The sequence below is a fragment of the Ekhidna sp. genome, assembly GCF_040223195.1.
Lineage (GTDB): Bacteria > Bacteroidota > Bacteroidia > Cytophagales > Cyclobacteriaceae > Ekhidna.
In genome coordinates, this window is the sequence record NZ_JAVKDX010000022.1 from 347062 (window position 1) to 371165 (window position 24104).

The window sequence follows — 24104 nt, forward strand, 5'->3', positions numbered from 1 at the left end:
ATGGCTGAAATAACCACAGAGAACAAAGACGGAATTCATCTCATTGCCATCCATGGCGAAATAGATGCCGGCTCCAGCATATACCTGGACGATGCGCTTAAGGCTGCTTTGGAAAACGGGGAAAAGAAAATAGTTGCCGATTTGTCGGGGCTGCACTATATCTCATCAGCAGGTCTGGGCGTATTTATTTCTCATGTGGATGAGTTTAAACTTCATGAAGTCAAACTCGTACTATTCGGGATTAATGAAACCGTGAAACAAGTTTTTGATATTCTTGGTTTGGAAAAACTATTGACCATTGTGAACACAAAAGAAGAAGCCATAGGTGCTTTCAAATGAATAACAGATTGACCATAGGGTGTGACAAAAATGAGCTGGTGAAAATCCGTCAGTTTACTTCAGACATGCTGGAAGAGCACAAAGTACCTGACCTGCAGGCACACAAGCTCGTGCTGGCGGTGGATGAAGTGTGCGCCAACCTGATCATTCACGCCAACCATTGCAATCCGCAAAGCAGAATTGAATTTGATATAGAATTCCGCCCAAAGCAAATTGTATTCACCTTCCGCGACAGAGGAATCGGTTTCGACATCAATGAATATGAATCCCCATCCATGGAAGAGCTGGTCACCTCCCGAAGACAGGGGGGCCTGGGACTCATGCTCGTAAAAAGAATAATGGATAAAATTGAGTTCTCTACTGAAAAGAATCACAATATTTGCAGGCTCATAAAAGTGTATCCTTAACGTGAGAAATATCCTCATTCTCAACATATTATTATTGGCTGGCTGCCAGTATTTTCAGCCTAAAGAAGAGATCAAAGAAAAGGTGATCGCCAGGGTGGGCGAAAAAGAGCTGGTGGAATCCAGCCTTACCGATCTAATACCGGCAAACTCATCGGCTGCAGATAGTGCGGTCTTTGCCGAAAAGTTTGTGCTGGATTGGGTAAAAAAGCAGCTAATGATCTCCCGGGCTGAAGATGCCATTGATTTCAATGAAGCCCGCATCCAAAAGAAAGTGCTTGACTATCAATATGCTTTGATGGTTCACGAGCTGGAGCAAAAGTACATAGATGCAAACCTGAACGAAGAGGTAAGCGATGATGAAATCGCTGCTTACTATGATGAGAAGTCGGAGAATTTCGTACTTCGTCAAAACCTGGCCAAGTGTGTCTATTTCAAAGTCCCATCCAAAGCCCCAAATGTATGGAGGTTGAGAAGGAGTCTAAAAAACTATCCACAAGACAGCACCGAGCTATGGGAATATGCTAATGAGCATGCTGTAAAAGCCTTTGTAGAGGATTCTGTATGGGTGAAATTTGATGAGGTACTACTTGAAACCCCACTTAAAGATGTTACAGACAAAGCGGCGTTTCTAAAAACGAATAGCTCCGTGGAAGTCTCGGATGAAGACTTCATCTACTTTCTAAGGATTTTTGAATACAAGGTGGTCGGAGAAGTGGCGCCACTCGAATTCATCAAAGAGAGCATCGCTGATATCATCATCAATAAGCGAAAAATTGCCCTGAAGAAGGAGCTGGAAAAGAAAATATATGAAGAAGCAGAGAAGACAAATGCGTTTGAGATTTATAGTAATTAGTGCGGCGGTCATTACGTCCTTTTCCTCATTGGCACAAACCAATGAAGTGGTCATTGACAAGATTATAGCCAAGGTGGACGACTACATTATATTGAAGTCTGAGCTGGAGCGGGCCTATCTGGATTTCCTCTCCCGGGGACAAGCAAGAGGAGCTAACGCAAAGTGTGAAATATTGCAGCAGCTTGTTGTGAACAAAATGCTAGTAGCGCAATCAGAAATCGATTCCATTTTTGTAGAGGATGCCGAAGTAAACAATAACCTTGACAGAAGGATGTCAGTCATGGCGCAGCAGTTTGGTGGGGAGTCTGAGATTGAGCGGGCATACGGAAAGTCTATTGAGCAAATCCGGGCTGAAATCTTTGACAACATCAAAGAACAACTTACCATTCAGCGAATGCAGTCTGAACTGACCTCCAGTCTCAAAGTCACCCCAGCCGAGGTGAAGAAGTTTTTCAAGAACATTCCTCAAGATTCTCTTCCATACTTTTCTACAGAGGTTTCTATCGCCCAGATAGTCACCGACCCAAAACCCGGAAAAACCCAAAAGGATAAAGTAAGAAATCTTCTGTTGGATTTAAGAAGTCAGATAGAGAGCGGAATTGACTTTGCCGTGCTTGCCAAAAAGTATTCGCAAGATCCTGGATCAGCTTCAAGAGGAGGAGAGCTTGGCTTCTTTGGCAGGGGGGAACTCGCCCCGGAATACGAAGCAACCGCACTGTCCCTGAAGCCCGGTGAAGTTTCCATGCCTGTGGAGACGCAGTTTGGATTTCACCTGATCGAGCTACAGGAGAAACGAGGCAATATCTACAAGACAAGGCACATCCTGATCTCACCTCAACCCAGCCCTGAAGATTATCAAAAAGCTGAAAACTACCTGGATAGTATAAGGACAAGAATTAAGATTGACAGCATTACTTTCCAATCTGCAGCTAAGGAATATTCTGATGACCAGCAGACCTCCTCTGCCGGGGGATTCTTTCAGGATGAGACCGGAGGTCTGAGGGTGCCTGCCGAAAGCCTGGACCCAAATATTTTCTTTACGATAGATACGATGAAAATTGGAAATATCACCAAACCGATCCGCTATCAAAAGCAAGATGGAACCTACGCTTTCAGGATTATTTATTACAAGGATCGTGTGGCACCACACCAGGCCAATCTGGATGTAGATTACCAAAAAATCGCTAATGCCGCCCTGGCTCAAAAGAAGAACAGGATTATTTCTGAGTGGTTTGATAAAGCAAGAGGTAATGTCTTCATCGAAATAGACCCTGAGTATAATTACTGTAACCTCACCAACTAAATTACGATTAACACAGGCAGTACTTTTAAAAGACTAAACCGAATAAGCATGGCGGAAAATCAGGATGTGAAACTTGCAGATGAATTGGCAAAAGATTTTGAAAGGCTTGAACATGAGATATCCAAAAAAATAATAGGTCAATCTGAGGTAGTAAGGCTTCTCATCACTTCACTTTTCTGTAATGGACACTCGCTTCTTGTGGGTGTTCCCGGTCTTGCCAAAACACTCCTCGTCCAGACAGTTTCCAAATGCCTGGGGCTTGATTTCAATCGCATTCAATTCACGCCAGACCTGATGCCCTCTGATATTTTGGGAGCCGAGACCTTAGACAAAGAGCGAAACCTTCGTTTCATTCAAGGCCCCATATTTTCGAATGTCATCCTGGCAGATGAAATCAATAGGACTCCCCCAAAAACACAGTCTGCTCTATTGGAAGCGATGCAGGAAGGCGCTGTTACCATCGCAGGCAAAAATTATAATCTGGACAAGCCCTTCTTCGTGTTGGCCACTCAAAACCCGATTGAGCAGGAAGGAACATATCCGCTTCCTGAAGCTCAGCTGGACCGTTTTATGTTTATGATCAAGCTGGACTATCCCAAATATGAGGATGAAGTGGAAGTGGTGAAAAGGACAACATCTCAAGCCACTGATGAGGTGGGTGAGGTAATTTCCAAGGAGAAGATTCTGGGATTTCAGAATCTAATAAGAAAGGTGCCGGTTGCGGATAATGTGTTTGAATATGCCGTTAACCTGGTATCCAAAACCCGACCAGGTGGAGAAAAAGCAGATAAAATTGCCACAGAATATTTGGAGTGGGGAGCTGGCCCAAGAGCTGGCCAGTTTTTGATCTTGGCTGCCAAGTGCAATGCCCTAATCACCGGAAAATATTCACCAGATATCGAAGATGTGAAGCTCGTGGCTGCACCAGTGCTTCGTCATAGAATTGTGAGAAACTTCAAAGCAGAAGCAGAGGGAATAACAGAAGAAAAGATCATTGCAGACCTTCTTTAAAATTGCTTAAGAAAGCGTATGTCATTCTCTGAAAACAGTCTCAAATCGTCAAGCTGATATTTAAGCATAGTCACCCGCTCTATCCCCATCCCAAAAGCAAATCCGCTGTATTTGGTTGAATCTATTCCGCAGTTTTCCAGGACATTCGGATCTACCATGCCTGAGCCCGCAATCTCCACCCATCCGGTATTTTTACAGATTTTACATCCGCTACCTCCGCAGATGAAGCAACTGATATCAATTTCTGCACTTGGCTCAGTAAAAGGAAAATAAGAAGGTCTGAGCCTAATTTTCGTGTCCTTTCCAAACATCTCCTTAGAGAAGTGGTACAGCGTATTCTTCAAATCCTTGAAGCTGATATTTTCACCAACTACCAATCCCTCCACCTGATGAAAAAAGCAGTGCGCGCGTGCAGAAATAGCTTCATTCCGATAGACCCGACCGGGCATAATTGAGCGAATAGGTGGCTTCTTTTTGTTCATCAACCTTATCTGCACATTGGAGGTGTGGGTGCGCAGAAGCATATCGGGATTCTTCTCCACGAAATAGGTGTCCTGCATCTCCCTGGCAGGGTGGTTTTCCGGGAAATTTAGTGCGGTAAAATTGTTCCAGTCATTATCAATCTCAGGCCCATCTTCTACATTGAAACCCTGCCGTTCAAAAATCTCGATGATACGGCTTCTGGTCTGCGAAATGGGATGGATAGAGCCTTCAGATCCATAAGTGCCCGGTAATGTGACATCTACTTCCCGGGCAGAAGATCTACTTCCGCTTACCGAATTGGATAGCTCCTTAAGTTTTGTTTGGGCCAGGTTCTTCAGTTTATTTAGCTCCGGACCCAGCTCCCGCTTTTGCTCGCCTGGAACTTGCTTAAAGTCTTCAAACAAATCATTGATGATGTTATTTCGTCCGATAAATTTTAGACGGAAATTTTCTACATCCCCCTCAGTTTCGGCGGTGGCGTTTTCAACTTCTAATAGTAATGATTTGACTTTATCGAGCATCGTTTGCTATTCACTAATGAATCGCAAAAATAGCAATTATACTGAGGTATGCGATTTGCTCATTTTGATTTCCGGAGGAATGATTTTTGCCAACCTGGCTGCTTCCCTTCTCATCAACTTTCTGTCAAGTGCCGCTCCGATGGTCACTGTCATCAAGGTCATTATTAGCATCAACCATAACTCACCAATCTGCTGAAAAGAGGTGACCAAAGCGACTATGAGTATGTTGTATCCCACCAGCCATAACGTGGATTGCGCATGATTGAGGCCCATTTTTAGCAATACATGGTGGATGTGATTACGATCGGGCGCAAGTGGTGGTCTCCCCGTGAAAAGACGGATGAGCACTACTCTTAGCGTATCATAAACAGGCAATACAAATAATGCCAGACTAATGGCAACCGGGGAGACAAGAGTTTCAGCCTGTCCTGAAAAAGCCAGAAACTTTACCAGCAAGGAAGTAAGCATGAAGCCAAAAAGCATGGAGCCTGTATCCCCCATAAAAACTTTTGAAGGATGCCAATTATAAAGTAGAAAGCCGATTGATGACCCTGCCAGGGCAAAAGCAAAGGTGGCATCTACATAATGCCCAGATTGAATAAATGCCCAACCCAAATAGGATGAAATGACCAGCGCAATACATCCGGCCAGCCCGTCGATTCCATCAATCAGGTTGAATGCATTGGTCATAACCACAATCACGAAAATGGTAAATATCTCATCGAATACCCAGGGGAAATGACTTACCCCGAATAAGCCGTTCAGTCCTCCTATTTTGATATCACCCAGGAATACCACCAGAAAGGCAGAAAAAATCTGAACTACCAGTTTGTGCTGAGCCAGGAGGCTGGATAAATCATCCCGGACGCCAAGGAGAAAAATCAAAATCATCCCGCCGATAAAGTACTTTTCAGTAGCCAGCTCCTGAAGGGAAACTGAGAGTAAAAGTGCCATGAGTAAACCAGCAAAAATTGCGATTCCACCAAGCGATGGAGTACTCACGCTATGTATTTTTCGTTTATCCGGACGATCCAATAGGTCTATTGACCTAAACACCCTTATGATGACGGGCATCAGTGTAAGGGTGACTAAAAATGCTGTTGCTATGGCGAGGGATAGGCCCATAATTTTAGCGATTCATTGCGTGTTAATGAATCCAAAATCAAAAATGTAAATTTTTCTAGGGATATTTTAACTATTTCGGCAAATGGATTGAATTTTTAGGTGAACTGCATTACCCCAAGGGCAAGGTCTTTTGCCATTCCCAGGCAGATTTTACCATGGTATCCAAATCCAGTTCTGCACGCCAGCCCAACACATTGGTTACCTTTTTGGTATCGGCGAAAATTTGTTCCACATCACCAGGTCTCCTATCCACAATTTCATAATTGAGCTTCGTCCCAGAGACTTTTTCAAATGATTTGATTACGTCCAACACTGAGTATCCTTTTCCTGTACCCACATTAAAAAAATCGTAATTCGCTTCCATCCTTTCGGAATATTCGAGGGCAGAAATATGAGCCTTGGCCAAGTCTACCACATGGATGTAGTCCCGAATGCACGTGCCATCGGGTGTGTTATAATCGCCCCCAAAAACACGCATTTTTTCCCGGATACCCGCTGCAGTCTGAGTGATGAATGGAACAAGGTTATTCGGAATACCCAAAGGCAGCTCACCAATCAAGCCACTTTTGTGTGCACCAATTGGATTAAAATACCTCAATGAGATCGCCTTAAAATTTGATCTGGATTTACAAAAGTCCTCGATCATCTCCTCACAAATCTGTTTGGTATTTCCGTAAGGCGATTCGGCGGGTTGCTTAGGGGAATCTTCCGTCACAGGAAGTTTGTCTGGTTGACCATAGACTGTGCAAGAGGATGAGAAAACAAAGTGACTGATCCTGTGCAGCTCGCACATTTTTAGCAAGTTGATCAATGAAAGCAGATTGTTTTCATAGTAGCTCAAAGGTCTTTCAACAGATTCACCAACAGCCTTATATGCCGCAAAATGAATGATGGAATCAATGCGGTTTTTTTCGAAAAAATCCTTTACCAGAGAGGAGTTGACCAGATCTAATTGGACAAAGGTGATTTGAGCACCTGATATTTCCTCAATACGATCTTTGATCTCAGCCTGAGAATTTGACAGGTTGTCTACCACAAACACATTGTAACCTCGCTCCAGCAATTCAACGCACGTATGTGAACCGATGAATCCAAGTCCTCCGGTTACCAATACATTTTTCATTTTTAGTAGGCTTTTTGATCCCCTCTTAGAATGGAAAGGGCTGTTAATAAAATAATTTTAAAATCGAGCGTAAGAGACCAGTTCTTCACATAAAAGCGATCCAGCTTCACTCTGCCGCTCATGTCACTCAGCTCAGATGTCTCCCCTCTGAACCCCTTTGCCTGAGCCAGACCAGTAATGCCTGGTTTCACTGCGTGTCTCTGCCAAAATCGATCTATTTGTGGTTGGAACTCCTCGTTCAAAGCGATGGGGTGAGGTCTGGGCCCAACTACGGACATATCGCCCAAAAACACATTAATGAACTGAGGAAGCTCATCAATTGAGGTCTTTCTCAGTACCGATCCAATTTTAGTAATTCGATCATCATTTTTTGTGGCCTGCTTAAACTTTGCCTCCTTGTGGAAGGTCATTGTCCTGAATTTCCAACACAAAAAATCCTCGTTATTCTTTCCGTGCCGCTTTTGCTTGAAAAATACCGGTCCTCTTGATTCCATCTTGATCAAAAGGCCAATGACTGGCATCAACCAGGACAGTATGAAAATTAAAACAAGTGAAGAGAACACCAGATCAAAAGCACGCTTCACAATCCGATTAATTTCATGATCCAGTGGGATGGTGTTTACATTGATGATGGGGATATTGCCATACTGCTCAATGGATAAATTGTGCGTCATCAGCCTACTGAATTGAGAAATCAGGTTGACTTTGATCAAATTATTTTCTGCAAAATCAATGATCTCCGTTACTCGCTCTTCAGAAAGTGAGGGAAGGTGACAAAAGATGATATCTACATTATTTTTCAAAGCATAAAGCTCCAAATCATCAATTTTTCCGTCCGCCTGAATTTGATCATCAAGTGTGCCAGTGAGCTTGTAACCCAGCTCAGGGTTTTCATCAAAATGATTTATCAGAGTATCCGCAATATCTCCCGCCCCTACTACCAGAATGTTTCTCAGGTTGTAGCCCTTTGCCCTGGAATATCGAATGAAATAATGCCAAACCGACCGCCAGACTATGATAGCAAGTGTGAAAACCAGGTAGGTTACAAATAGGAATTTTCTGGAATAATCGACTGGCTGCAGTGCAAACCAAAGTGCAAAAACAACAGATAAATTGATTACCAGGGCTGAAAGTACCCTATTTAAGTGGTCGAGTAACAGGGATTGCCGATTGATATCTTGAAGCCGGCTTCCAAAGAAGATAAGCACCCACATGATATTCAGGAAGATATGCAGTGTGGCGTATTTGGCCGGGTAATCAATAGTATTGAACTGGTAGATAGATGCAGTGAATACCCCAATATTTAGTGCTATTAGATCCCCTAAAAGGAAGACGAAAAGAAAATACTTGGAGTAGCGGTGCTGGGGCATTTTTAGCTGTCAAATTATAATGCAAAGTTCACATTTTGCAGTAAAATGTGCTAATATTAAAAATTAATAAGTCCCCCTTTGATAATTGCCTACTTCACTTTATTATCTTGGAAAAGAATCAACTCTCAATTGGACACCCACACTGATACCTAGCGATCTATTTCTCTCAAAAATCATTTATGTCTCGTTCTAAAATAAACCAAATGAAGAATTCTTCTTTAAACTGGATTTCTTTTCTATGCTTATTACTCGGTGGTAGCTGTAGCTCAGAAAATGAAAGTATGCATTCCGCGCCAAATTTTGTAATAATACTAGTAGACGATCTTGGTTATGGGGATTTACAACGCTATCACACACCCTCAATCGATTACCTTTTTGAAAATGGGGTGGAATTCACAAACTTCCATTCAAACTCACTATGCACACCCACCCGTTCAAGTCTATTAACGGGTAAATACCCACAAAATTTTGGTTCCAATTTTGAACGCGCATTGGTTTATGAATTTGACGCTGAAATAGGCTTACCATTATCTTCAAATACAATTTTTAAAGCGCTACAAAATAATGGATACGCTACAGCTATTTTCGGAAAATGGCATCTTGGCTGGCGGGACCAATTTAACCCAATGAGATATGGCTTTGATCAGTGGGTCGGATGCAAATCCGGAGAGATTGATTATCAAAGCAAAGTAAACGGTCAGGGAGAATATGATTGGTACCTAAACAATGATATCTTTGAAGAAGAGGGGTATGTCACAGACTTGATCGCCAAACATTCAGTAGCGTTTATTGCCTCCAACCCCGATAGGAATTTTGCATTATATATTCCATTTACTTCTCCGCACACACCTTTTCAGGGTCCAAATGATCCTGCTGACAGATTCATTGGAGGAGAAGACAACATTGACTGGCCGAAAGATGGAAGTGCTGATAACAAAGCAAGGGCTTATCAGGAAATGATTGAACGTTTAGATACAGCCGTAGGAAGCATCATTCAAGAGTTGCAGCGGCAAAATATTGAAGATAAAACAATGATTGTTTTCATGAGTGACAATGGCGCAGCGGACTATGGCTTCACCTCGAATGGAAATTTCAAAGGACACAAAGGAGCCTTGTGGGAAGGAGGAACACATGTGAAGTGCGCCATACAATGGAAGGACGGCATATTGCCAGGAAAAACCCATGAGCTGACGCACGTTTTTGACATCCCGATGACGATTGGATCAATAGCAAAAGTTGATTTTGAAAGCGATGGGGTAGACTTATCCAAATTAGTAATGAACAAGGTTCCCTTAAAAGATAGATTCATTTATCAAAGACGAACATATCGAAATGGAAACAAGCAAGTGTCTATTACCGGGAAAAAATGGAAGTACGTAATCGACGATTTGGGCAATGAGTTTCTTTTCAACCTCCAAAAAGATATTGGTGAACAAAACAATCTTTCAAATACCCATCCGGACACATTAAAGTCATTGTCGAATAAACTAATGGACTGGGAAAAGAAGTTTTAATGATTGGTCTAAATTGAGTCCAGGTACGCCCCCATGTTACGCTCGAAATGTTGCGCTGAAAACTTCTCTGCTTGGCCTCTTAGAAGTGACGTAGTGGCTCTTTCCTGCATTTCAAATTTTTCAATGGCCTCAATGAGCGATTTGGCATCCTGCTGATAAAAATAGGTTACCGTTGAATCGGCTGGATTCTCCGAGTGATGCATGGTTTCCAAAATACCCCCTTTCGCATAGGCTATAACAGGGCATCCAGAGGCTAATGATTCCAAGGGTGTAATCCCAAAATCTTCAACCTGAGGAAATATAAATGCTTTTGCTGCAGCATACTGCGCTTTCAGCTCTTGATCGGATAGACCATGATAAAACTCGATGTTGGCATGTGCCATTTCCTTTAATTTTTTCTTCATTGTCCCGTTTCCCACAATTCGTAAAGGTTTATTAATCGCATTGAATGCTTCAATGATCAGATCAACCTTCTTATAGGGTTCCAGCCGGCTGACAACCAGATAATAGTCACTTCTTTCAACTTTCGAATCAAAATTATCCAGATCAACAGGAGGATTGATAATGGTGTCCACCGCTACTTCATAGCATTGCTCTATCCGCTCTTTGACCATTGATGAATTGGCAACATAATGGTCAAATCGCTGTGCATGTTTTCGATCAGTTTTTTTAAACCGTGTTAAAATGGAATCAAAAAATGATTTCTGCACTCCCCTCAGCTTGTCGTAAAAACTGTAACTCTCGGGATACCATAACAATCTGAAGGGGTTGTGACAGTACACAATGATTTTTTTACAGTTTCGGTAGGAAGCATACTTAGCAGCATAGGTAGTACTTAAGATGACCAGGTCATAATTGCTGACTTTCATTCCACGCATCGACCAATAGCCAAACGGAAAAAAAAGAAACTTCATTAACAATTCGCTTTTAGCTAATACCCGGAAGATTGACGTTTTGACTCGGGCATGCTTAAATTCCGAATACGTATTTTCCTTGTGATAAGCCAGCGTATATATGGTTGCGTTAGGAAACATCCGATAGAATTGCAAGGCCACTCTTTCAGCTCCGCCTCTTCTTAAAAGGTCATCATGGACAATGGCTACTTTCATCTATTAATTTGAATTATCAATCAACGAAACAAGTGGCTAAATTAACAGAGACGAGATACGTCATCACATTTTCAATCAATTTCATTTTATTTACTACACCTTCCATTCAAATTATCTGGATATCGCAAGAAAATGGCCTTAAAAAATTCTACTTTTGAAGGCTTTAAATGAATTTCCATAAGGCTTTGAGATAGATTTGGGATAGCAAAAATGAGCGGACAACTAATAAACAAACCAATAATCCTCGTAAACTCACACCGAAGATCAGGAACTCATTTTTTGATTGACACCATTAGGAAAAATATTCCCAACGCCTACTTCCCGAACAGTTTTTCTATTCCTGTTGATTTTAATATTGGATCCCTCTTTGCTTATTCCGATCGTGTGACGGATACATTCATTAAATTGATCAACCAGAATCAAGATCCAGTAATTGTCAAAAGTCACCTGCTTGCTGAAGAGACTAATTTAATGGATCCGACAAACAGGCACCAAGAGCTCATCAAAGAGCTTTTTGACAAATCTCATAAGTTATATGTGTATCGGGACGGAAAAGATGTGCTGACTTCACTCTATCATTTTGTACACCCTCAGCGAACTGTTTCATTTTCCGAGTTCCTACGGGGACCCAATGATCACATTGCAAAAAAGGTAAGAGAACCTCAATCTTTTGATGCAAACCGTGTGAAATACTGGTCCTACCATGTTCACTCCTGGCTGACTCAACCCGATGCTTTTAGCATCTCATATAAAGATTTACAACAAAACATTTCCAAAACCTTTGGCGACATATTCACCTTTATGAACTTACCTAGCAGGGAAGTTTACGAAAAACCTGCTTTTCCTAAGCTAAAATGGTTACACAATATCCAAAAAAAACTAAATAACTATGGGTTAGTTAAACTTCCAGAAAGCTCCTCGGTTAGACCTAGAAAAGGAGTGGAAGGAGACCATTCCAATTATTTTAAATCCCCAGAAGACATCAAATTTTTTGAGGAAAATTGTATAATAGAGGGCGATGAGATTTGAGAATGTCGTAAAACTCAAATATTGGGAAAACCTACTCTTAGCGATTACTTTCTTCTCAATTTTATTTCCACTGCAGACGAAGGTTAGTCTTCTGAGCATTGTTTTTTACAATTTACCCTTGTACGCATTGATTTTCATTGGATCAATTCATCGGGTAGAATCCGGAAATCACTTTATTGGAAAATTCGATAAATGGATACTCAGTGGGTACGTCATGCTCTTCTTTTTGTTTTTTTCCACCCTACTTTCTCCAGGGCTTAGTGACACATTCGGACAATTTTTACAGTTCGCTCATTTACCTTTTTTGGCTATCTATTTCCGGTCGATTTTCGCCAGAAAACTCAACGCAAATACACTCATCATATTTGCAATCATTGTACTTAGTATTGAAAGTTTCACGAGCATTATCCAGCAACTTACCAACTCAGACTTTGGAAACATAAAAGCCTATATCGGTGAGGATGAGAGTAAAAGCCAGGTAATGGATCTTGAGGCTGCTCTTAGTAGAATTCAGGGCACTCTGGGTAATCCAAATGTGGTAGGAGCATGGATTATTACCTGCATTCCTTTCATAATTATCATGAGGTTTTACTCTCGATTTTCAACGTTAAAGTGGTGGATTTTTCGTCTTTCCTTATTTCTGATGTCAACAACTACAATCTTTTTCACTTTTTCACGAGGAGCCTTGGGAATTTTTCTTTTGCTCTGTGTTATTGCTTCCCCTTTTTACTGGAAAATAAAACAGAAGATATCAGTTGAACATTTTAGGTATGAAAACTTTCTAAGATACAGCATATACATTTCTTTCTTTCTGGTTGGTTTAGTAATCATTATAAAAAATCTGGACTTGGTTGGCATAGCCTTTGAATATGCTGAGATACGAATCAAAGACACGTTTTCATCATCAAATAGAAAAGTCTCTGCTGATTACAGATTAATTATGAACGAAGCGGCAATTAAATATATTTGGCAGAACCCCTTGGTAGGAATTGGTTTCAGTAATGGAAATTTAATTTATCCACTCGTGGGATTTAACGGTTCCAATTTGCTATTCAGACCGCATAACACTTATCTGTTGATGGGTGTTGAGGGTGGTATCTTTGCTATGCTATGCTTTATGTATTTTACGCTGACTCCAGTATTTAGATTGATAAAACGCAAGATCACCAATCCAATTCAGTTCGCTCTTAGTTTTTCATTAATCGCATGTCTGGGTTTTGTCCAAATATATCTAATCACCGTCTCAAGTGATTTTGCTCCACTTTTCTTTATCTTACTTGGAGTGGCTATGGGCTTCACCGATCAAAATTTTAAAAAATTGAACCATGATCTCAAAAACTAAATTTTTAGCTCTAATCTATTGTTTAGTAATCACCTCAGTTGGATTCACTCAAAGAAACAGCACCCCACAGGCGGCTACCATTGAGGTACATTTTGACAAGGTGTTAGTAACACCACATACTTCTCCAGTGGACAGCTCATTGGCCCCACTTATTGGTTTTTTGCATAGCCAGCCAGACACGTCACTTTGGAACAAGTTTGTTAAACCCCTCAAGCCTAACTTTTGGAGGAACAAAGATTACTATAACGAGTATCATCTTAAAGCACTAAAATATAATCCAAACTTTCACTACCAAATGTCCCTTGGTGGGGGATATCCAGCCTATAAAAAAGAGGCTTCCCACCCATATTGGCCCACTAATGATTATAGCAAATGGCAAGATTTTCGCACGAATAAAATGAAAAACATTCCATCAGACATCAAAAATTTTAGCATTGACATTTGGAATGAGCCCAATCATAAGACTTACTGGCCTGGTTCTGATAGTACTTTTTTTGAAATGTTTTGCGAGACACTAAGCTGGCTTAATACGGAGTATCCTGAATATCCAATTGCAGGCCCGAGCTCTACAGGAACAACCAGTCGTCAATTTGTGGATGATTTAATTCAATTCATGAGGAGGTGGAAACTAAGGAATCCTGAGAAAAAACTAACCCTCAACACCCTGGCTGTTCATGGATTAGGACAAAGCCATGAGGATTTTTTGACTGATTTAATTTATTTAAGCAACAAAGTCAATTCGAAACAATGGTCAGATCTTGGCATCAACTCCATTATTTATAATGAGTATTTGAGAAGTCATGAATCTAACTCCTTTAGCTGGAGTCTTAAAAAGTTAGAAGCATTTGAAAAATACGGTGTAGAATATGCCGCCCGTGCCTGTTGGGGCACCTGCCAAAATGGGTCTCTTGATGGAATCCTCATAGAGGATGCAAATGGGGGTTATAATACAACTGAAAATTGGTTTGGATATGCGGTGTACTCATTAATGACCGGAAAAAGGCACATCACTAAGAATGATTCAGACTTGGCAACTATTTCTGCGGAAAGGGAAGATGGATCTAAAATAATTCTTATAGCCAATCCACAGATTGGGCCAGAAGTCCATCTTACCCTTAAACTGCCTTCATCCTCAGTGAATTCATGGAATATATATCAGATCACAGATGATGGCATCAAGCTTGTAAGTAGTAAATCAACAAATAATATTTCCATCTCTATAGCTAAGAGAGAAAGCTACCTTGTGAGTGAAAAAAGTATTTCTGATTTCAGAGAATAATCCAAATCGAAGCTTAGACAATAACCCATATAGGTTGCTTATTTGGATCATTAACACTCCTTTTTTTTGATGTTATCGATCAAGTGGTTTACATTCATTGATTTGTATAAATCTATTTCCCTTTCAGTTAATGATTTTTCCCAATCTCCTACGATACCCTTCCTATAGAACGATCCCTTATCTTCTTTTCCTTGATCTCTACCCTCACTTAAGCTTTTAAAGCTGAAAGCTTTAACTCCAGCGTGAATAGTTTCATCCTCAATAGGTCCAATTCTATTAAAAATATTCAACAAAAGTTTATAAGAATTTAGCTGCAAGTCTTCATAGGAAAGTAGAAAATCTGCTCGTGGGTTCCAGTGCTTGATATGTGAATATTGACGTTTGAACAGCCATTTTATTAAATGTCTCGATCCAAATAATGCATGAAATCTCCAGACCATTCTCCCCTTCCATCCTGAAAATTTATTCTTCATAAAATGACGATAGGAAATGTAGAGATCCCGTGGATCACGATAAATATAAATGACAAAGTCCTGTTCTTTAACAGGTAAAACCCGAAGTGTTTTATGTGACTTATACACAAAGTCAAACCCAGATATCTTCGGGTGATTGAGCTGACCTGAAACTAAATCCCTTACAATTTTTTTCTTTGGCCTAATCGCCAGATCCGCAAAATCATGATACGGAAGATTTGAAATATAGGCGATCAAATAGCTCAACCATGTATTCCCGCTTTTAGGAAATCCAATGACCCAAATAATTCTTTTCTCATCCATTTTTCCTATGCGTTGTAGCCGAATTCCCGGTTTAATTTTCCGGCAATTATCTGAAATAACATTCGCTCGACTAAGCCAATTGAATACTTGCTCTCAGACTTACCTGATACAATATGATCACTATCAATAACCCTCCAATGGCTGCCAGAAATCGAATGTATTTCTTTTTGCATGGCCACTTGGCTATCATCCAGATCTAAAAACTCACCTATTTTCTTAGACACTGCGGGCAGTTGCTCCTCGTTTATAAGATGCTCTAAATGAACAGGTAGCACAGGTAATTTATATTCATTAGCTAATTCAGTCAAATTTCTGTGAGCTAGCCTCCATTTGATCGCTGACTTCCAAAAAAGCTGACTTTTTGTTTTGCGTTGATCATCAAAGCTCGGTCTGTTTTTTTCAAGTTTCATTGAAGCACAGACATCTTTTCCGTTCCTAACCATCCGAATAATTTTGATATTGAAAAGATTGGAGTGCGCCAATAGTGCCAACCTACCTAGATTCTTGGATGAATCGACAATGGTATGGTTGCCGGTTTTCTTTAAAAGATAATCGTATAAGAAAAATGAATTCTCACTGACCTTAGCTGATTTTTCAAGAAAATCGTTCGGCTTCTTGTAAAGAAAATTCAATTTGAAATTTCCTTTTCCATAGCCCATTCTAAATTCAGGATATTTCATAATAAACTCACCCCATAACATACATTCCGACATCTTCTTTGTACAACTGCACTTCAGGTCATTCTCTACCCATTCATCAAAAAACTTAGCTTCACCGATGTTCTGCAAACCTTCGTAGCTACCAAGAATGCGGTCCATCAGTGTAGATCCACTATAACCGATCGGGGCGATATATATCACATTAATTTTATCCATAGCTAAAAAGATCATTTAGGAAGATCCTCTCCTCTTCAAATTCATTTTTCAAAAACTCCTTTAAATCATGATCCTCATTTCGTTCTGAAAGGCTATGAGTATTCATGTGCGTCAAGTGCCTGTAAACAGCAACCAGTCCCATCTTTTTCAGAACATTGACCAGGTACCTGTGTCGCTTTAATGCCTTCCTTAGTTTTCTTAAAAAGGCAAACAGAATTCTAAATTTTTTGCCAGATGAGGTGTTGATTTTTTGATTTAACGATGGTGGCTCGAATACATCATCAACATCCAAAAACGCATAAATGCGTTTTGAAACTTCAAGAGGTTTGGTTTCCATTTCATTGTATGAAATGATTAAAAATTGAGAGCGATCAAATACCTCAAAATATCTGTTTAAGTATTTAGAATATTTGCTGAATTCAGTAAACCCATAGGAGTCATTAAAGCGATTTAGAAATTCCATTCCAACCTGCTCCTGAGCACCCATCTGGTTTAGGTTTACATAATTCATATGGGATATGGCTCGCTGAACCGGGTCTCTAAGCGATACGATGAATTTAATGTTTGGGTAGTGTTGTTTGATTAAATGTGGGGCTTGTTCATCGTACAGGTAGTTTGGGGTTATTTCACCAAATATTTGTTGTGACCTTGCCTCCCCAAACATCGATTCATACCATGCTATTCCTTTTTCATAATTCCATCTTCTTCTTTCATCCCGAACTTTTGGATTCTGGTAAAAAGTATCAAAGAAATGCACTTCTTTGAAAGCAGTTGGGATGTAAATATCAGGATGCTCTTCCAAAATTCTTGCAATCCAAGTGCTACCACACCGCATCGCACCTAGTCCTATAAAAGCAGGGGAATTAGACATGCCCATTTTTTAATTCTTCAATGCGCGCTAAGACATGATCAAGAGCCTCTATCCGATACTTCTCATAACAACTAGTAATGTAATGATCCATCTCCTCTGAAAGATCGTTTTTCCAACCGAAACATTTAAGATGCTCAGATGAGCCTTTTCGCGCATCCTTGGTAACACCGGAAGGCTTCTTAGCCATTTTCAATATTTCATTCTCTAAAAAGCTTTTGTCAGGATCAGTAAAGCCCAGCATTCGATTGAAAGAGGTTAAGGGGTCAAGAACAATTTCCTCATATGGCATTACAAGCATATTTGGTTCATCCTTTTTTATCTCCCGAAAGGGCAAAAAGTGAGTCAAAAAATAAAAGTCAATCACATTTTTGTATGCTTCATCACCAACATAGTTGAACCACAATCCCAGTGCTCTCATCTCATTCACCAATTTCGGCTGATTATCTAGCGTTTTCTTATAGTAGCTACTTGATGATAACCTTTGCCACAACATTTCTGCATTTGATCCTGGCCTTATAAGACTTGACAGCACTCCACCAGGATGCCTTATGATCCAAATCGTTTTAACGTTGGATTGAACAAAGTATGGAATCATCAGGTTCGATCTTACAAATTTCGCCAAGACATCTGTATAAAAGGTCGTTTTCAACTTTCTATGTCTTCGCACCCATTCACTAGAGGAAGCACCTATCAGCAATTGATCAAAAGATCGGGCAAAATCTTCAGACACTATTTCCTTCCAATAGGGATATACTTGAGTGTGCCCTTTTTTTGTTATATAAGGATCTTCAAGGTCGAAATCAAAACTTTTACTTAACGCATGGAATGGCTCGTAAAAAGTTCTTCGGTGTGTTAACTCACCTAATGCTTGCATCAAGAAAGTAGTCCCGCTCCGCCAAAATCCGCAAACAACTACCGCATTGTTTTTATCGGCAGATTTTGATAAGTATTGATCCACCAAGCTGAATAAAGGAGTACCAATTATTTTTCTATCCAGGTTCATACTTTTCTTATCGCTTTAAAAAGAAGTGAAGCGCCCAGCACCATAAACATTGAAAGTAACACATACACGTGAGCAGTCCCGGCAATAATGAAGAGTTTCAAACCAAAAAATACAGCTACCAAAAGCAAAAGAAGCTTATTATGCTTTAATATGGATCTGTAATTGGGCAATATCCCAAATAGCCGTCTGATAATGATCACCCGACTCAGGTTGATGTAGGAAATAGAAATTGCAGCAGCAATCGCCGACCCCATTGCCCCGTAGTGTGGAATCAATAAGACACAAAACACCGATAGTAAAATAAATCCAACCAACATGATTTTTGTACTTATTTTCTGATTCCCGGTCATTAACAGGATGTTTCCTGCAGGTCCTGAAATTGCATTTATGGATTCCCCAAGAACCAATATTACCAGTAAAGGATAGACCATCTTAAAATCCGATCCAAATAACAAGCCTAAAATCAACTCCCCAAATATGATGGAACCACCCAGCAGTAGAATCACAAACGACATTGATTTGGATACAATGTTGTTGTACACCTTTTTTATTTTTTCTGTATCAGCTTCCCCATGCGCCTCTGCCACCAGATACTGATTGACCGGGGTGAAGCTATTGCCTACAAAGCTCACCATAAAAGCCAGCGTGTAAGCTGCACTAAAATATCCCAGTTCCACGGTTGTGGAAAAAACAGGGATAAGTAGTCGTGAAAACTGGGCACGGCTTGCATTCAGTATCGAGTTAATCCATATCGGCCAGGAGTAGTGAAACAGGTTTCGATATTGAGATTTCCACTTCCATCCTTTGACATTTTTAAATGACAGGATTATCGCTCCAGTCAAACTAGCCAGAATCATCACACCATAAAGTCCGATAACAACCCACAAGACTGATTGAATCTCGAATGAATCATCTAAAAAGTAGTAATAAGCTGATACAGATAGAACCAGTATTGGAAATGCGACCGTGTTAATTGCCTGATCAAAAACAAGCCTTTTAAGACCCCTGAAATAAAAGCCTAAAAAATGAGCTAACGACAAAAGTATCGTTAAAAACAGGACCTGCAAAAGAACCGTGCGATCTGTTATGCCTTCCATCAATGTTTTCATAACCCAATCACTTAAAGCAAAAACTATCACGCAAAGTAATCCTGTAACAGAAAGTACAATTAGTAATGATTGTATAAATACGTTTAACACGCCATTCCAATCCTCTTTTGATCTCAATGAAGAAGTGAATTGAACAATGGTCTGATGAGCCCCACCCTGTCCAATTAAAGCCAGCCAGCGTGTAAGGGAAAGAACCAACTCAAATAGCCCAAGTCCAAATGCTCCACTTGCTCGTGTAATGATGGCACGTGAAATCAGCTGAGATGATTTAGCTATTCCATTGGACAGGAGCGCAATAATGGAACCTATATTGATTTGCTTACCTATAGAATCACTTTTCTTCATTCAGTGCACGTATTTCGCTCCAAAGTAATTCAGCCGTGTTTTGCCAGGTAAATTTCCTTGAGTTTTGCTTTCCCTTTTGTAGATACTCCCTTTGCAGATCCGGTTCTTTTATCAATTCAATCATGGCATTGACGATAGACTGCAAATCATCCGCTTTACAATATAAAGCAGCCTCGCCACATCGTTCTATGTTCGCATCAATATCTGATGCTATAACAGCACAATTACTGTTCATCGCTTCTATTGGCGGAATAGGTGAAGCTTCATAGTATGTAGGAAAAACCAATGCATAAGACTCGCCCAAATGCCGGGCTATTATTCTGGGGTCATTAATATGACCAAGAAACTTTATTCGATCCGAGTTTTGATATTCCTTCAGTCCGTAATCGGCAAACGCTTTTTCCCCACCCCCAATGATTATAGCATCAAAATCGTACTTATCGTGAATCTGAGTGAATGCTTTTAAAAAGCCTTTAAGGTTCTTCCTTGGATTGAGCGAACCCACATAAATAAATTGATTCTTTTTGCTGGAAGTATTGATTTCCCCTGATTCAATTTCATCAAGAATCTCCCTGGTAAACCCTCCGCACGGTCCAACTTTGACTTTACCTCTTATTGCTGGATAATGAGACTCAATTGCCGCTTTTTCTGAATTAGAAACTGTAAAAAGAAGCCTGGACCATTTAAGTACAAAAGGAATCATAAACCCATACCATAGTCGAAAAGGAGTACTATAGGCCTCTGGAAAATATTTATAAGAGAGGTCATGCACCACAGCTAACACCTTCTTTCGGATGAGACTTAACAGAGGCGCTGTGTTCCCTAAACAAGCCAGCATATCAAACCTATACCAAGGTAGCATCAACTGTTCCCAAAGATGCCCTGATCCCCTGCCAAATCTGACAACACGGATATTTTTAAGCGATAAATTAGTGATTATACTGGCATTACGAGGAACAAGCAAATCAATCTCGTAGGCATCATTTCCTTCTATAATCCGATCAATCTCCTGAACAATCTCAATGCTATACCGCTGAACCCCCGTCACATTTTGGGTCAGGAACCTTCCGTTTATCGCAATTTTCATTTGTTTAATAACTGTTGATAAAGCTGTAAATGCTTTTCTACAATTTCGTCATTCCAGTTTAAAGCTGTCTCGCTATAATTCAATGCATTTTCAGACAGTTTTTTCATGTCACTTTGATCATTAATCAATGCAATAATTGATTCTGCCATTTGATTAAAATCTCCTTTATCAACTAAAATGCCATTGTATTGATGTTTAATCATGTAACCTAAATCTCCAACGTTAAACGCTACCGGCACACTCCCAAATGTCAAACCAATGGTTACCACCCCACTTTGGGTTGCACTGTTGTAGGGTAGCAAAATGATTGATGCACGTTTGAAATATCTACCCACTTCTTCATCAGGGATAAATCTATTCTCGACTACCACTTTGGGATGGCTCTGTAAGAACTCCATCGTCTTTTCGACCAAACTAGGCCACTTTGTACTATTTAATTCTTCTGGCCATTCCGGATTACATGCAACCACAAGAGTAAAAGGAATGGAAGCCATATCCAAGAGATCAATAAGTGTGGGTAAGTGTTCGAATCCCTTATCAGGCCTTAGTGATCCAAAAAATAATATCTCATTCCAATTTCTCTCCACTTTATCCTTTGACAAAAGCCTATAGAAATTATATGCTCCGTGATGAATGATGTGTACGGGCGTATTCTTCAAATTGATGTTTTTATTCAACATCTCTTTACAGAAAGGTCCGTGGACGATGAAACTATTTGCTAAATGAGAATACATGTAGGAAGTGATCCGCTTCTTGAAAGATATTTTTGACTGGTGTCGTTCTACTGGCTCATGCTCAGTAACCACCATTGGTTTAAAAAGAAAGAACGGAAGAAATAGGAGATTTGAAAAGTATGTAGCACCACTGGTTTCATGAACCAACTGAGGGTTAAAACGAATAAGCTGGTAATACACTCTTATTACTGAAATTATGGTTCTTAGAAAAGAACTTCCTGTTAGTTTCTCGTAACTGATCACCTGTAAATCCTCAAGGAGACTAGTCAGACTGGTGTCCGTGGTAATATTAGAAGGAACTACCACTTTCAACTGAGTGTGCTTATTTAAGGCGTTAGCTATCGATAAGCCATACCTCGCCAAACCTTGTGCAGCGCCAACAAAAACTACTATTTTTTGCTCTTTACTTTTCAAGTAGCAATTTGATTTTCTTAAGGTAAAATGCTGGAGAAACAAGAAATCGTCTAATCATCCCCATTACTTTGTAGAAAGAATCCAGAGCCTTATAGCGAACCCACTCTTTTAAAAAGCTCATAGTGGAAAGCTGCGAAGACACCTCAAGCTCATAGCCTAAGAGAGTCATTTCCTGAGCACATACTCTTTCAATATAGGCCCATTTAATATCTTTTTTAGATTCCTTCCAGGCATCAATTCGGCTTGCATCAGGTTTTTGATCAACCTTTTTATGCAGGTATTGCTCTTCTTCTGGTATTTCCATAGAGAACAACCTATCCTCACTCATAAATTGGCTATTTAAACCAAGAAAATAACATATTCGATGGATGGTCTCTTCATTATGATGAATGAAGTCCTCGAATTTAATATTTAACACCCTGTCATTGGATGTATATGAGCCTGCAATAGACTTTTTCCACTCATAAGCTGTTTGCAACGGAGAGATTGAGAATGCCCGATTTTCATAAGGCAATTTATTGTTACTCTGAGAATACTCAATGGCTCTTGGATCACGAATCAAATTGATAAACAAAGCCTTCGGATATCTCCCAGCAATGTTAGCAATCTCCCAGGGCATAGCTGGAACACCCTTGTAAATAAGGACTGAGCTTTTTGGTTTATGCTTTTTTCGATTGAGTGCTAGCAAAAGATGAAAAACTTGATTCCCATTTGTAGGGTAGGTGTCTATCGCAAGCATGACATCTTGCTTTTCTATTTTCCAGTTACGTACTCGTGAAACAGACCAGACATAATCCAGATACTTTGCCAATTCAGATTCTTCGTTGAAAGTGGGACTTATATAACCCTTTATACCTAACAATTCCCCTGGAAACTCCCCTTCCTGTGTCACACATATTTCCGGATGTTGGTTTAAATTATTTGAAAGCAAAGTCGATCCTGACCGACTCAAATAGGTAAGAAAAACAATTTTATCATTATGACTTTCTGTCATTGTACAATGCGGCAAATTTTCTAAGATAAATTGCTACTATCCCTACAAAACCTCCAAGAAAACAAAATGCGATTACAATTAGCGTTCTGCGAGGGGCGCTTTTTTCATTGGGAACCTTGGCTGGCTCCAAAAGGTCAATAACAATTTTTTCCTCCAGCAATGAAAGCTTAGCCTGTTCAATTTGTTGCTGAATACCTGCGTATATACTAAAAGCAAAATTGTACTTTGCTTGCTGACCTTCTAATCTTAAAAGATAATCTGAGGCAATAACAGCTTTATTTGAATCCTTGAGCTCTGATAGAATTTCTAACTCTTTATTGAGTTTATTCTCCGCATCCTTCAGTTGAGTTTGCAAATACTCAATTTTTCCTTTGGTATTACCAAGCCTATATTCTTCAACAAACGCTTCGATTCTTTGCAGGCACTTTTTATTGACTTGAGCTGCAATCTCTGGAGAGGGCATATCCACAAGTATCATCATAATACCTGTTTCTGTGTCTGTTTCTACAAGAATCCTATCCTTTATATTTAGGATCAACTCTTCATCTTCAAGGGAATATTTCTGTATATATCTATCTGTATTTTCTGGCTGGCTCTGATCATCTGTGTTGTCGCCACCAAAAAGCTTGAAAATGCGTGATGGGATAGAATAAAGAAAGTCCGGAACTTTGCTCAATATTGAAGATCTTGCTTCCTCTGTAAGGAACTGCTTTAGGGACACAGAATCATTTTTATAAGAGAAATTTGAATACAATAGGTCGAAAACGAATGAGTTATTTTTCACGACTTCTGAATAGAGCATAGGACTGATGCCCGATGTGCTAACTCCTCCCAAAAACCCACTAATATCTATTCCTCCAAGACCGCTAAACTTACTTATCAGGTCGGAAGAACTTGTTCCGACCTGATCACTTCGTGGAAGTATTTTAGACGCAGAGGTGAATTCAACACCTGCATCAAGGCTGAGTAAAACTCCTGTAATGGCAAAACCTATTACATACCTAATGATGACCTTCTTCTTCTCAAGAAGAAACTCAAAAATATCAAATATGCTTACTTCATCCTTTTGATAATCTGACCCACTCATA

Annotated in this window: 23 protein-coding genes; 9 read left to right on the forward strand and 14 right to left on the reverse strand. The window is 40.0% G+C overall.

The genetic code is table 11. The features are described from left to right. From RLN88_RS15205 to RLN88_RS15225, 5 genes are read left to right on the forward strand one after another with little or no spacing between them, the layout of a single operon-like run. Nucleotides 1–339: an STAS domain-containing protein gene (locus RLN88_RS15205; protein ID WP_350222270.1), complete on the forward strand. Its 339-nt coding sequence runs from the start codon at nucleotides 1–3 to the stop codon at nucleotides 337–339. Further along, a complete protein-coding gene (locus RLN88_RS15210) occupies nucleotides 336–746 on the forward strand; it encodes an ATP-binding protein (protein ID WP_350222271.1) in 411 nt (136 codons plus the stop codon). The genes RLN88_RS15205 and RLN88_RS15210 overlap by 4 nt, the downstream gene beginning before the upstream one ends. A 1-nt stretch (nucleotide 747) precedes the next feature. Then, nucleotides 748–1599: a peptidyl-prolyl cis-trans isomerase gene (locus RLN88_RS15215; RefSeq protein WP_350222272.1), complete on the forward strand. Its 852-nt coding sequence runs from the start codon at nucleotides 748–750 to the stop codon at nucleotides 1597–1599. Next, nucleotides 1553–2902, forward strand: coding sequence for a peptidylprolyl isomerase (locus tag RLN88_RS15220; RefSeq protein ID WP_350222273.1), 1350 nt, complete (start codon nucleotides 1553–1555; stop codon nucleotides 2900–2902). The genes RLN88_RS15215 and RLN88_RS15220 overlap by 47 nt, the downstream gene beginning before the upstream one ends. A gap of 48 nt (nucleotides 2903–2950) precedes the next feature. Beyond that, on the forward strand, nucleotides 2951–3913 hold the full coding sequence (locus tag RLN88_RS15225) for an AAA family ATPase (RefSeq protein ID WP_350222274.1): 963 nt from the start codon (nucleotides 2951–2953) through the stop codon (nucleotides 3911–3913). Here RLN88_RS15225 and pheS read toward each other — a convergent pair. The 4 genes from pheS to RLN88_RS15245 form a co-directional block, all read right to left on the reverse strand. Beyond that, on the reverse strand, nucleotides 3910–4917 hold the full coding sequence (pheS, locus tag RLN88_RS15230; RefSeq protein ID WP_350222275.1) for a phenylalanine--tRNA ligase subunit alpha: 1008 nt from the start codon (nucleotides 4915–4917) through the stop codon (nucleotides 3910–3912). The two genes, RLN88_RS15225 and pheS, sit on opposite strands and share 4 nt — an antisense overlap. A gap of 36 nt (nucleotides 4918–4953) precedes the next feature. Beyond that, nucleotides 4954–6042 carry an MraY family glycosyltransferase gene (locus RLN88_RS15235; protein WP_350222276.1) on the reverse strand — a complete coding sequence of 363 codons (1089 nt, stop codon included), beginning with the start codon at nucleotides 6040–6042 and terminating at the stop codon, nucleotides 4954–4956. 109 nt (nucleotides 6043–6151) lie between these two features. Continuing rightward, a complete protein-coding gene (gene galE / locus RLN88_RS15240; protein WP_350222277.1) occupies nucleotides 6152–7165 on the reverse strand; it encodes a UDP-glucose 4-epimerase GalE in 1014 nt (337 codons plus the stop codon). A gap of 2 nt (nucleotides 7166–7167) precedes the next feature. After that, complete coding sequence (locus RLN88_RS15245; protein WP_350222278.1) at nucleotides 7168–8535, reverse strand: undecaprenyl-phosphate glucose phosphotransferase; 1368 nt, start codon at nucleotides 8533–8535, stop codon at nucleotides 7168–7170. 281 nt (nucleotides 8536–8816) lie between these two features. Between RLN88_RS15245 and RLN88_RS15250 the strand changes: the two genes are divergently transcribed. Further along, complete coding sequence (locus RLN88_RS15250; protein WP_350222279.1) at nucleotides 8817–10049, forward strand: sulfatase-like hydrolase/transferase; 1233 nt, start codon at nucleotides 8817–8819, stop codon at nucleotides 10047–10049. Nucleotides 10050–10057: 8 nt separating this feature from the next. Here RLN88_RS15250 and RLN88_RS15255 read toward each other — a convergent pair whose 3' ends face one another. Then, nucleotides 10058–11158 carry a glycosyltransferase gene (locus RLN88_RS15255; RefSeq protein WP_350222280.1) on the reverse strand — a complete coding sequence of 367 codons (1101 nt, stop codon included), beginning with the start codon at nucleotides 11156–11158 and terminating at the stop codon, nucleotides 10058–10060. Nucleotides 11159–11368: 210 nt separating this feature from the next. On the opposite strand from RLN88_RS15255, the gene RLN88_RS15260 reads away from it, so the two are divergent. The 3 genes from RLN88_RS15260 to RLN88_RS15270 all read left to right on the forward strand — a co-directional run bounded on the left by RLN88_RS15260 (nucleotide 11369) and on the right by RLN88_RS15270 (nucleotide 14808). Continuing rightward, nucleotides 11369–12187 (forward strand): sulfotransferase domain-containing protein, encoded by an 819-nt coding sequence (locus tag RLN88_RS15260; protein WP_350222281.1) that lies wholly within the window; start codon nucleotides 11369–11371, stop codon nucleotides 12185–12187. Between the two features lie 214 nt (nucleotides 12188–12401). Further along, entirely contained in the window at nucleotides 12402–13529 is a 1128-nt protein-coding gene (locus RLN88_RS15265) for an O-antigen ligase family protein (RefSeq protein WP_350222282.1), read from the forward strand. Then, the gene (locus RLN88_RS15270) at nucleotides 13513–14808 is read left to right on the forward strand and encodes a hypothetical protein (protein ID WP_350222283.1); all 1296 of its coding nucleotides are present in this window, start codon (nucleotides 13513–13515) and stop codon (nucleotides 14806–14808) included. Before RLN88_RS15265 ends, RLN88_RS15270 begins: the two co-directional genes overlap by 17 nt. A 50-nt stretch (nucleotides 14809–14858) precedes the next feature. On the opposite strand, the gene RLN88_RS15275 is transcribed toward RLN88_RS15270, so the two are convergent. The 9 genes from RLN88_RS15275 to RLN88_RS15315 are packed head-to-tail and all read right to left on the reverse strand — an operon-like array spanning nucleotide 14859 to nucleotide 24103. Next, nucleotides 14859–15584: a sulfotransferase domain-containing protein gene (locus tag RLN88_RS15275; protein ID WP_350222284.1), complete on the reverse strand. Its 726-nt coding sequence runs from the start codon at nucleotides 15582–15584 to the stop codon at nucleotides 14859–14861. Between the two features lie 5 nt (nucleotides 15585–15589). After that, nucleotides 15590–16459 (reverse strand): sulfotransferase family protein, encoded by an 870-nt coding sequence (locus RLN88_RS15280; RefSeq protein ID WP_350222285.1) that lies wholly within the window; start codon nucleotides 16457–16459, stop codon nucleotides 15590–15592. Next, complete coding sequence (locus RLN88_RS15285) at nucleotides 16452–17330, reverse strand: sulfotransferase family protein (RefSeq protein ID WP_350222286.1); 879 nt, start codon at nucleotides 17328–17330, stop codon at nucleotides 16452–16454. Before RLN88_RS15285 ends, RLN88_RS15280 begins: the two co-directional genes overlap by 8 nt. Further along, a complete protein-coding gene (locus tag RLN88_RS15290) occupies nucleotides 17323–18333 on the reverse strand; it encodes a sulfotransferase domain-containing protein (RefSeq protein ID WP_350222287.1) in 1011 nt (336 codons plus the stop codon). The genes RLN88_RS15285 and RLN88_RS15290 overlap by 8 nt, the downstream gene beginning before the upstream one ends. Beyond that, nucleotides 18330–19787, reverse strand: coding sequence for a lipopolysaccharide biosynthesis protein (locus RLN88_RS15295; protein WP_350222288.1), 1458 nt, complete (start codon nucleotides 19785–19787; stop codon nucleotides 18330–18332). The genes RLN88_RS15290 and RLN88_RS15295 overlap by 4 nt, the downstream gene beginning before the upstream one ends. Next, a complete protein-coding gene (locus tag RLN88_RS15300) occupies nucleotides 19774–20874 on the reverse strand; it encodes a glycosyltransferase family 4 protein (RefSeq protein WP_350222289.1) in 1101 nt (366 codons plus the stop codon). The genes RLN88_RS15295 and RLN88_RS15300 overlap by 14 nt, the downstream gene beginning before the upstream one ends. Further along, on the reverse strand, nucleotides 20871–22022 hold the full coding sequence (locus tag RLN88_RS15305) for a glycosyltransferase family 4 protein (protein WP_350222290.1): 1152 nt from the start codon (nucleotides 22020–22022) through the stop codon (nucleotides 20871–20873). The genes RLN88_RS15300 and RLN88_RS15305 overlap by 4 nt, the downstream gene beginning before the upstream one ends. Next, a complete protein-coding gene (locus RLN88_RS15310) occupies nucleotides 22012–23016 on the reverse strand; it encodes a sulfotransferase family protein (protein ID WP_350222291.1) in 1005 nt (334 codons plus the stop codon). Before RLN88_RS15310 ends, RLN88_RS15305 begins: the two co-directional genes overlap by 11 nt. Then, nucleotides 23000–24103 carry a hypothetical protein gene (locus RLN88_RS15315; protein WP_350222292.1) on the reverse strand — a complete coding sequence of 368 codons (1104 nt, stop codon included), beginning with the start codon at nucleotides 24101–24103 and terminating at the stop codon, nucleotides 23000–23002. Before RLN88_RS15315 ends, RLN88_RS15310 begins: the two co-directional genes overlap by 17 nt. Between the last annotated feature and the right edge of the window lies 1 nt (nucleotide 24104).

Excerpts from the sequence above, each read along its gene's own strand:
- RLN88_RS15205 (WP_350222270.1), top strand. The coding sequence starts at position 1 with ATGGCTGAAATAACCACAGAGAACAAAGACGGAATTCATCTCATTGCC.
- RLN88_RS15210 (WP_350222271.1), top strand. The coding sequence starts at position 336 with ATGAATAACAGATTGACCATAGGGTGTGACAAAAATGAGCTGGTGAAA.
- RLN88_RS15220 (WP_350222273.1), top strand. The coding sequence starts at position 1,553 with ATGAAGAAGCAGAGAAGACAAATGCGTTTGAGATTTATAGTAATTAGT.
- RLN88_RS15225 (WP_350222274.1), top strand. The coding sequence starts at position 2,951 with ATGGCGGAAAATCAGGATGTGAAACTTGCAGATGAATTGGCAAAAGAT.
- pheS (WP_350222275.1), bottom strand. The coding sequence starts at position 4,917 with ATGCTCGATAAAGTCAAATCATTACTATTAGAAGTTGAAAACGCCACC.
- RLN88_RS15235 (WP_350222276.1), bottom strand. The coding sequence starts at position 6,042 with ATGGGCCTATCCCTCGCCATAGCAACAGCATTTTTAGTCACCCTTACA.
- galE (WP_350222277.1), bottom strand. The coding sequence starts at position 7,165 with ATGAAAAATGTATTGGTAACCGGAGGACTTGGATTCATCGGTTCACAT.
- RLN88_RS15245 (WP_350222278.1), bottom strand. The coding sequence starts at position 8,535 with ATGCCCCAGCACCGCTACTCCAAGTATTTTCTTTTCGTCTTCCTTTTA.
- RLN88_RS15250 (WP_350222279.1), top strand. The coding sequence starts at position 8,817 with ATGCATTCCGCGCCAAATTTTGTAATAATACTAGTAGACGATCTTGGT.
- RLN88_RS15255 (WP_350222280.1), bottom strand. The coding sequence starts at position 11,158 with ATGAAAGTAGCCATTGTCCATGATGACCTTTTAAGAAGAGGCGGAGCT.
- RLN88_RS15260 (WP_350222281.1), top strand. The coding sequence starts at position 11,369 with ATGAGCGGACAACTAATAAACAAACCAATAATCCTCGTAAACTCACAC.
- RLN88_RS15265 (WP_350222282.1), top strand. The coding sequence starts at position 12,402 with ATGCTCTTCTTTTTGTTTTTTTCCACCCTACTTTCTCCAGGGCTTAGT.
- RLN88_RS15270 (WP_350222283.1), top strand. The coding sequence starts at position 13,513 with ATGATCTCAAAAACTAAATTTTTAGCTCTAATCTATTGTTTAGTAATC.
- RLN88_RS15275 (WP_350222284.1), bottom strand. The coding sequence starts at position 15,584 with ATGGATGAGAAAAGAATTATTTGGGTCATTGGATTTCCTAAAAGCGGG.
- RLN88_RS15280 (WP_350222285.1), bottom strand. The coding sequence starts at position 16,459 with ATGGATAAAATTAATGTGATATATATCGCCCCGATCGGTTATAGTGGA.
- RLN88_RS15285 (WP_350222286.1), bottom strand. The coding sequence starts at position 17,330 with ATGTCTAATTCCCCTGCTTTTATAGGACTAGGTGCGATGCGGTGTGGT.
- RLN88_RS15290 (WP_350222287.1), bottom strand. The coding sequence starts at position 18,333 with ATGAACCTGGATAGAAAAATAATTGGTACTCCTTTATTCAGCTTGGTG.
- RLN88_RS15295 (WP_350222288.1), bottom strand. The coding sequence starts at position 19,787 with ATGAAGAAAAGTGATTCTATAGGTAAGCAAATCAATATAGGTTCCATT.
- RLN88_RS15300 (WP_350222289.1), bottom strand. The coding sequence starts at position 20,874 with ATGAAAATTGCGATAAACGGAAGGTTCCTGACCCAAAATGTGACGGGG.
- RLN88_RS15310 (WP_350222291.1), bottom strand. The coding sequence starts at position 23,016 with ATGACAGAAAGTCATAATGATAAAATTGTTTTTCTTACCTATTTGAGT.
- RLN88_RS15315 (WP_350222292.1), bottom strand. The coding sequence starts at position 24,103 with ATGAGTGGGTCAGATTATCAAAAGGATGAAGTAAGCATATTTGATATT.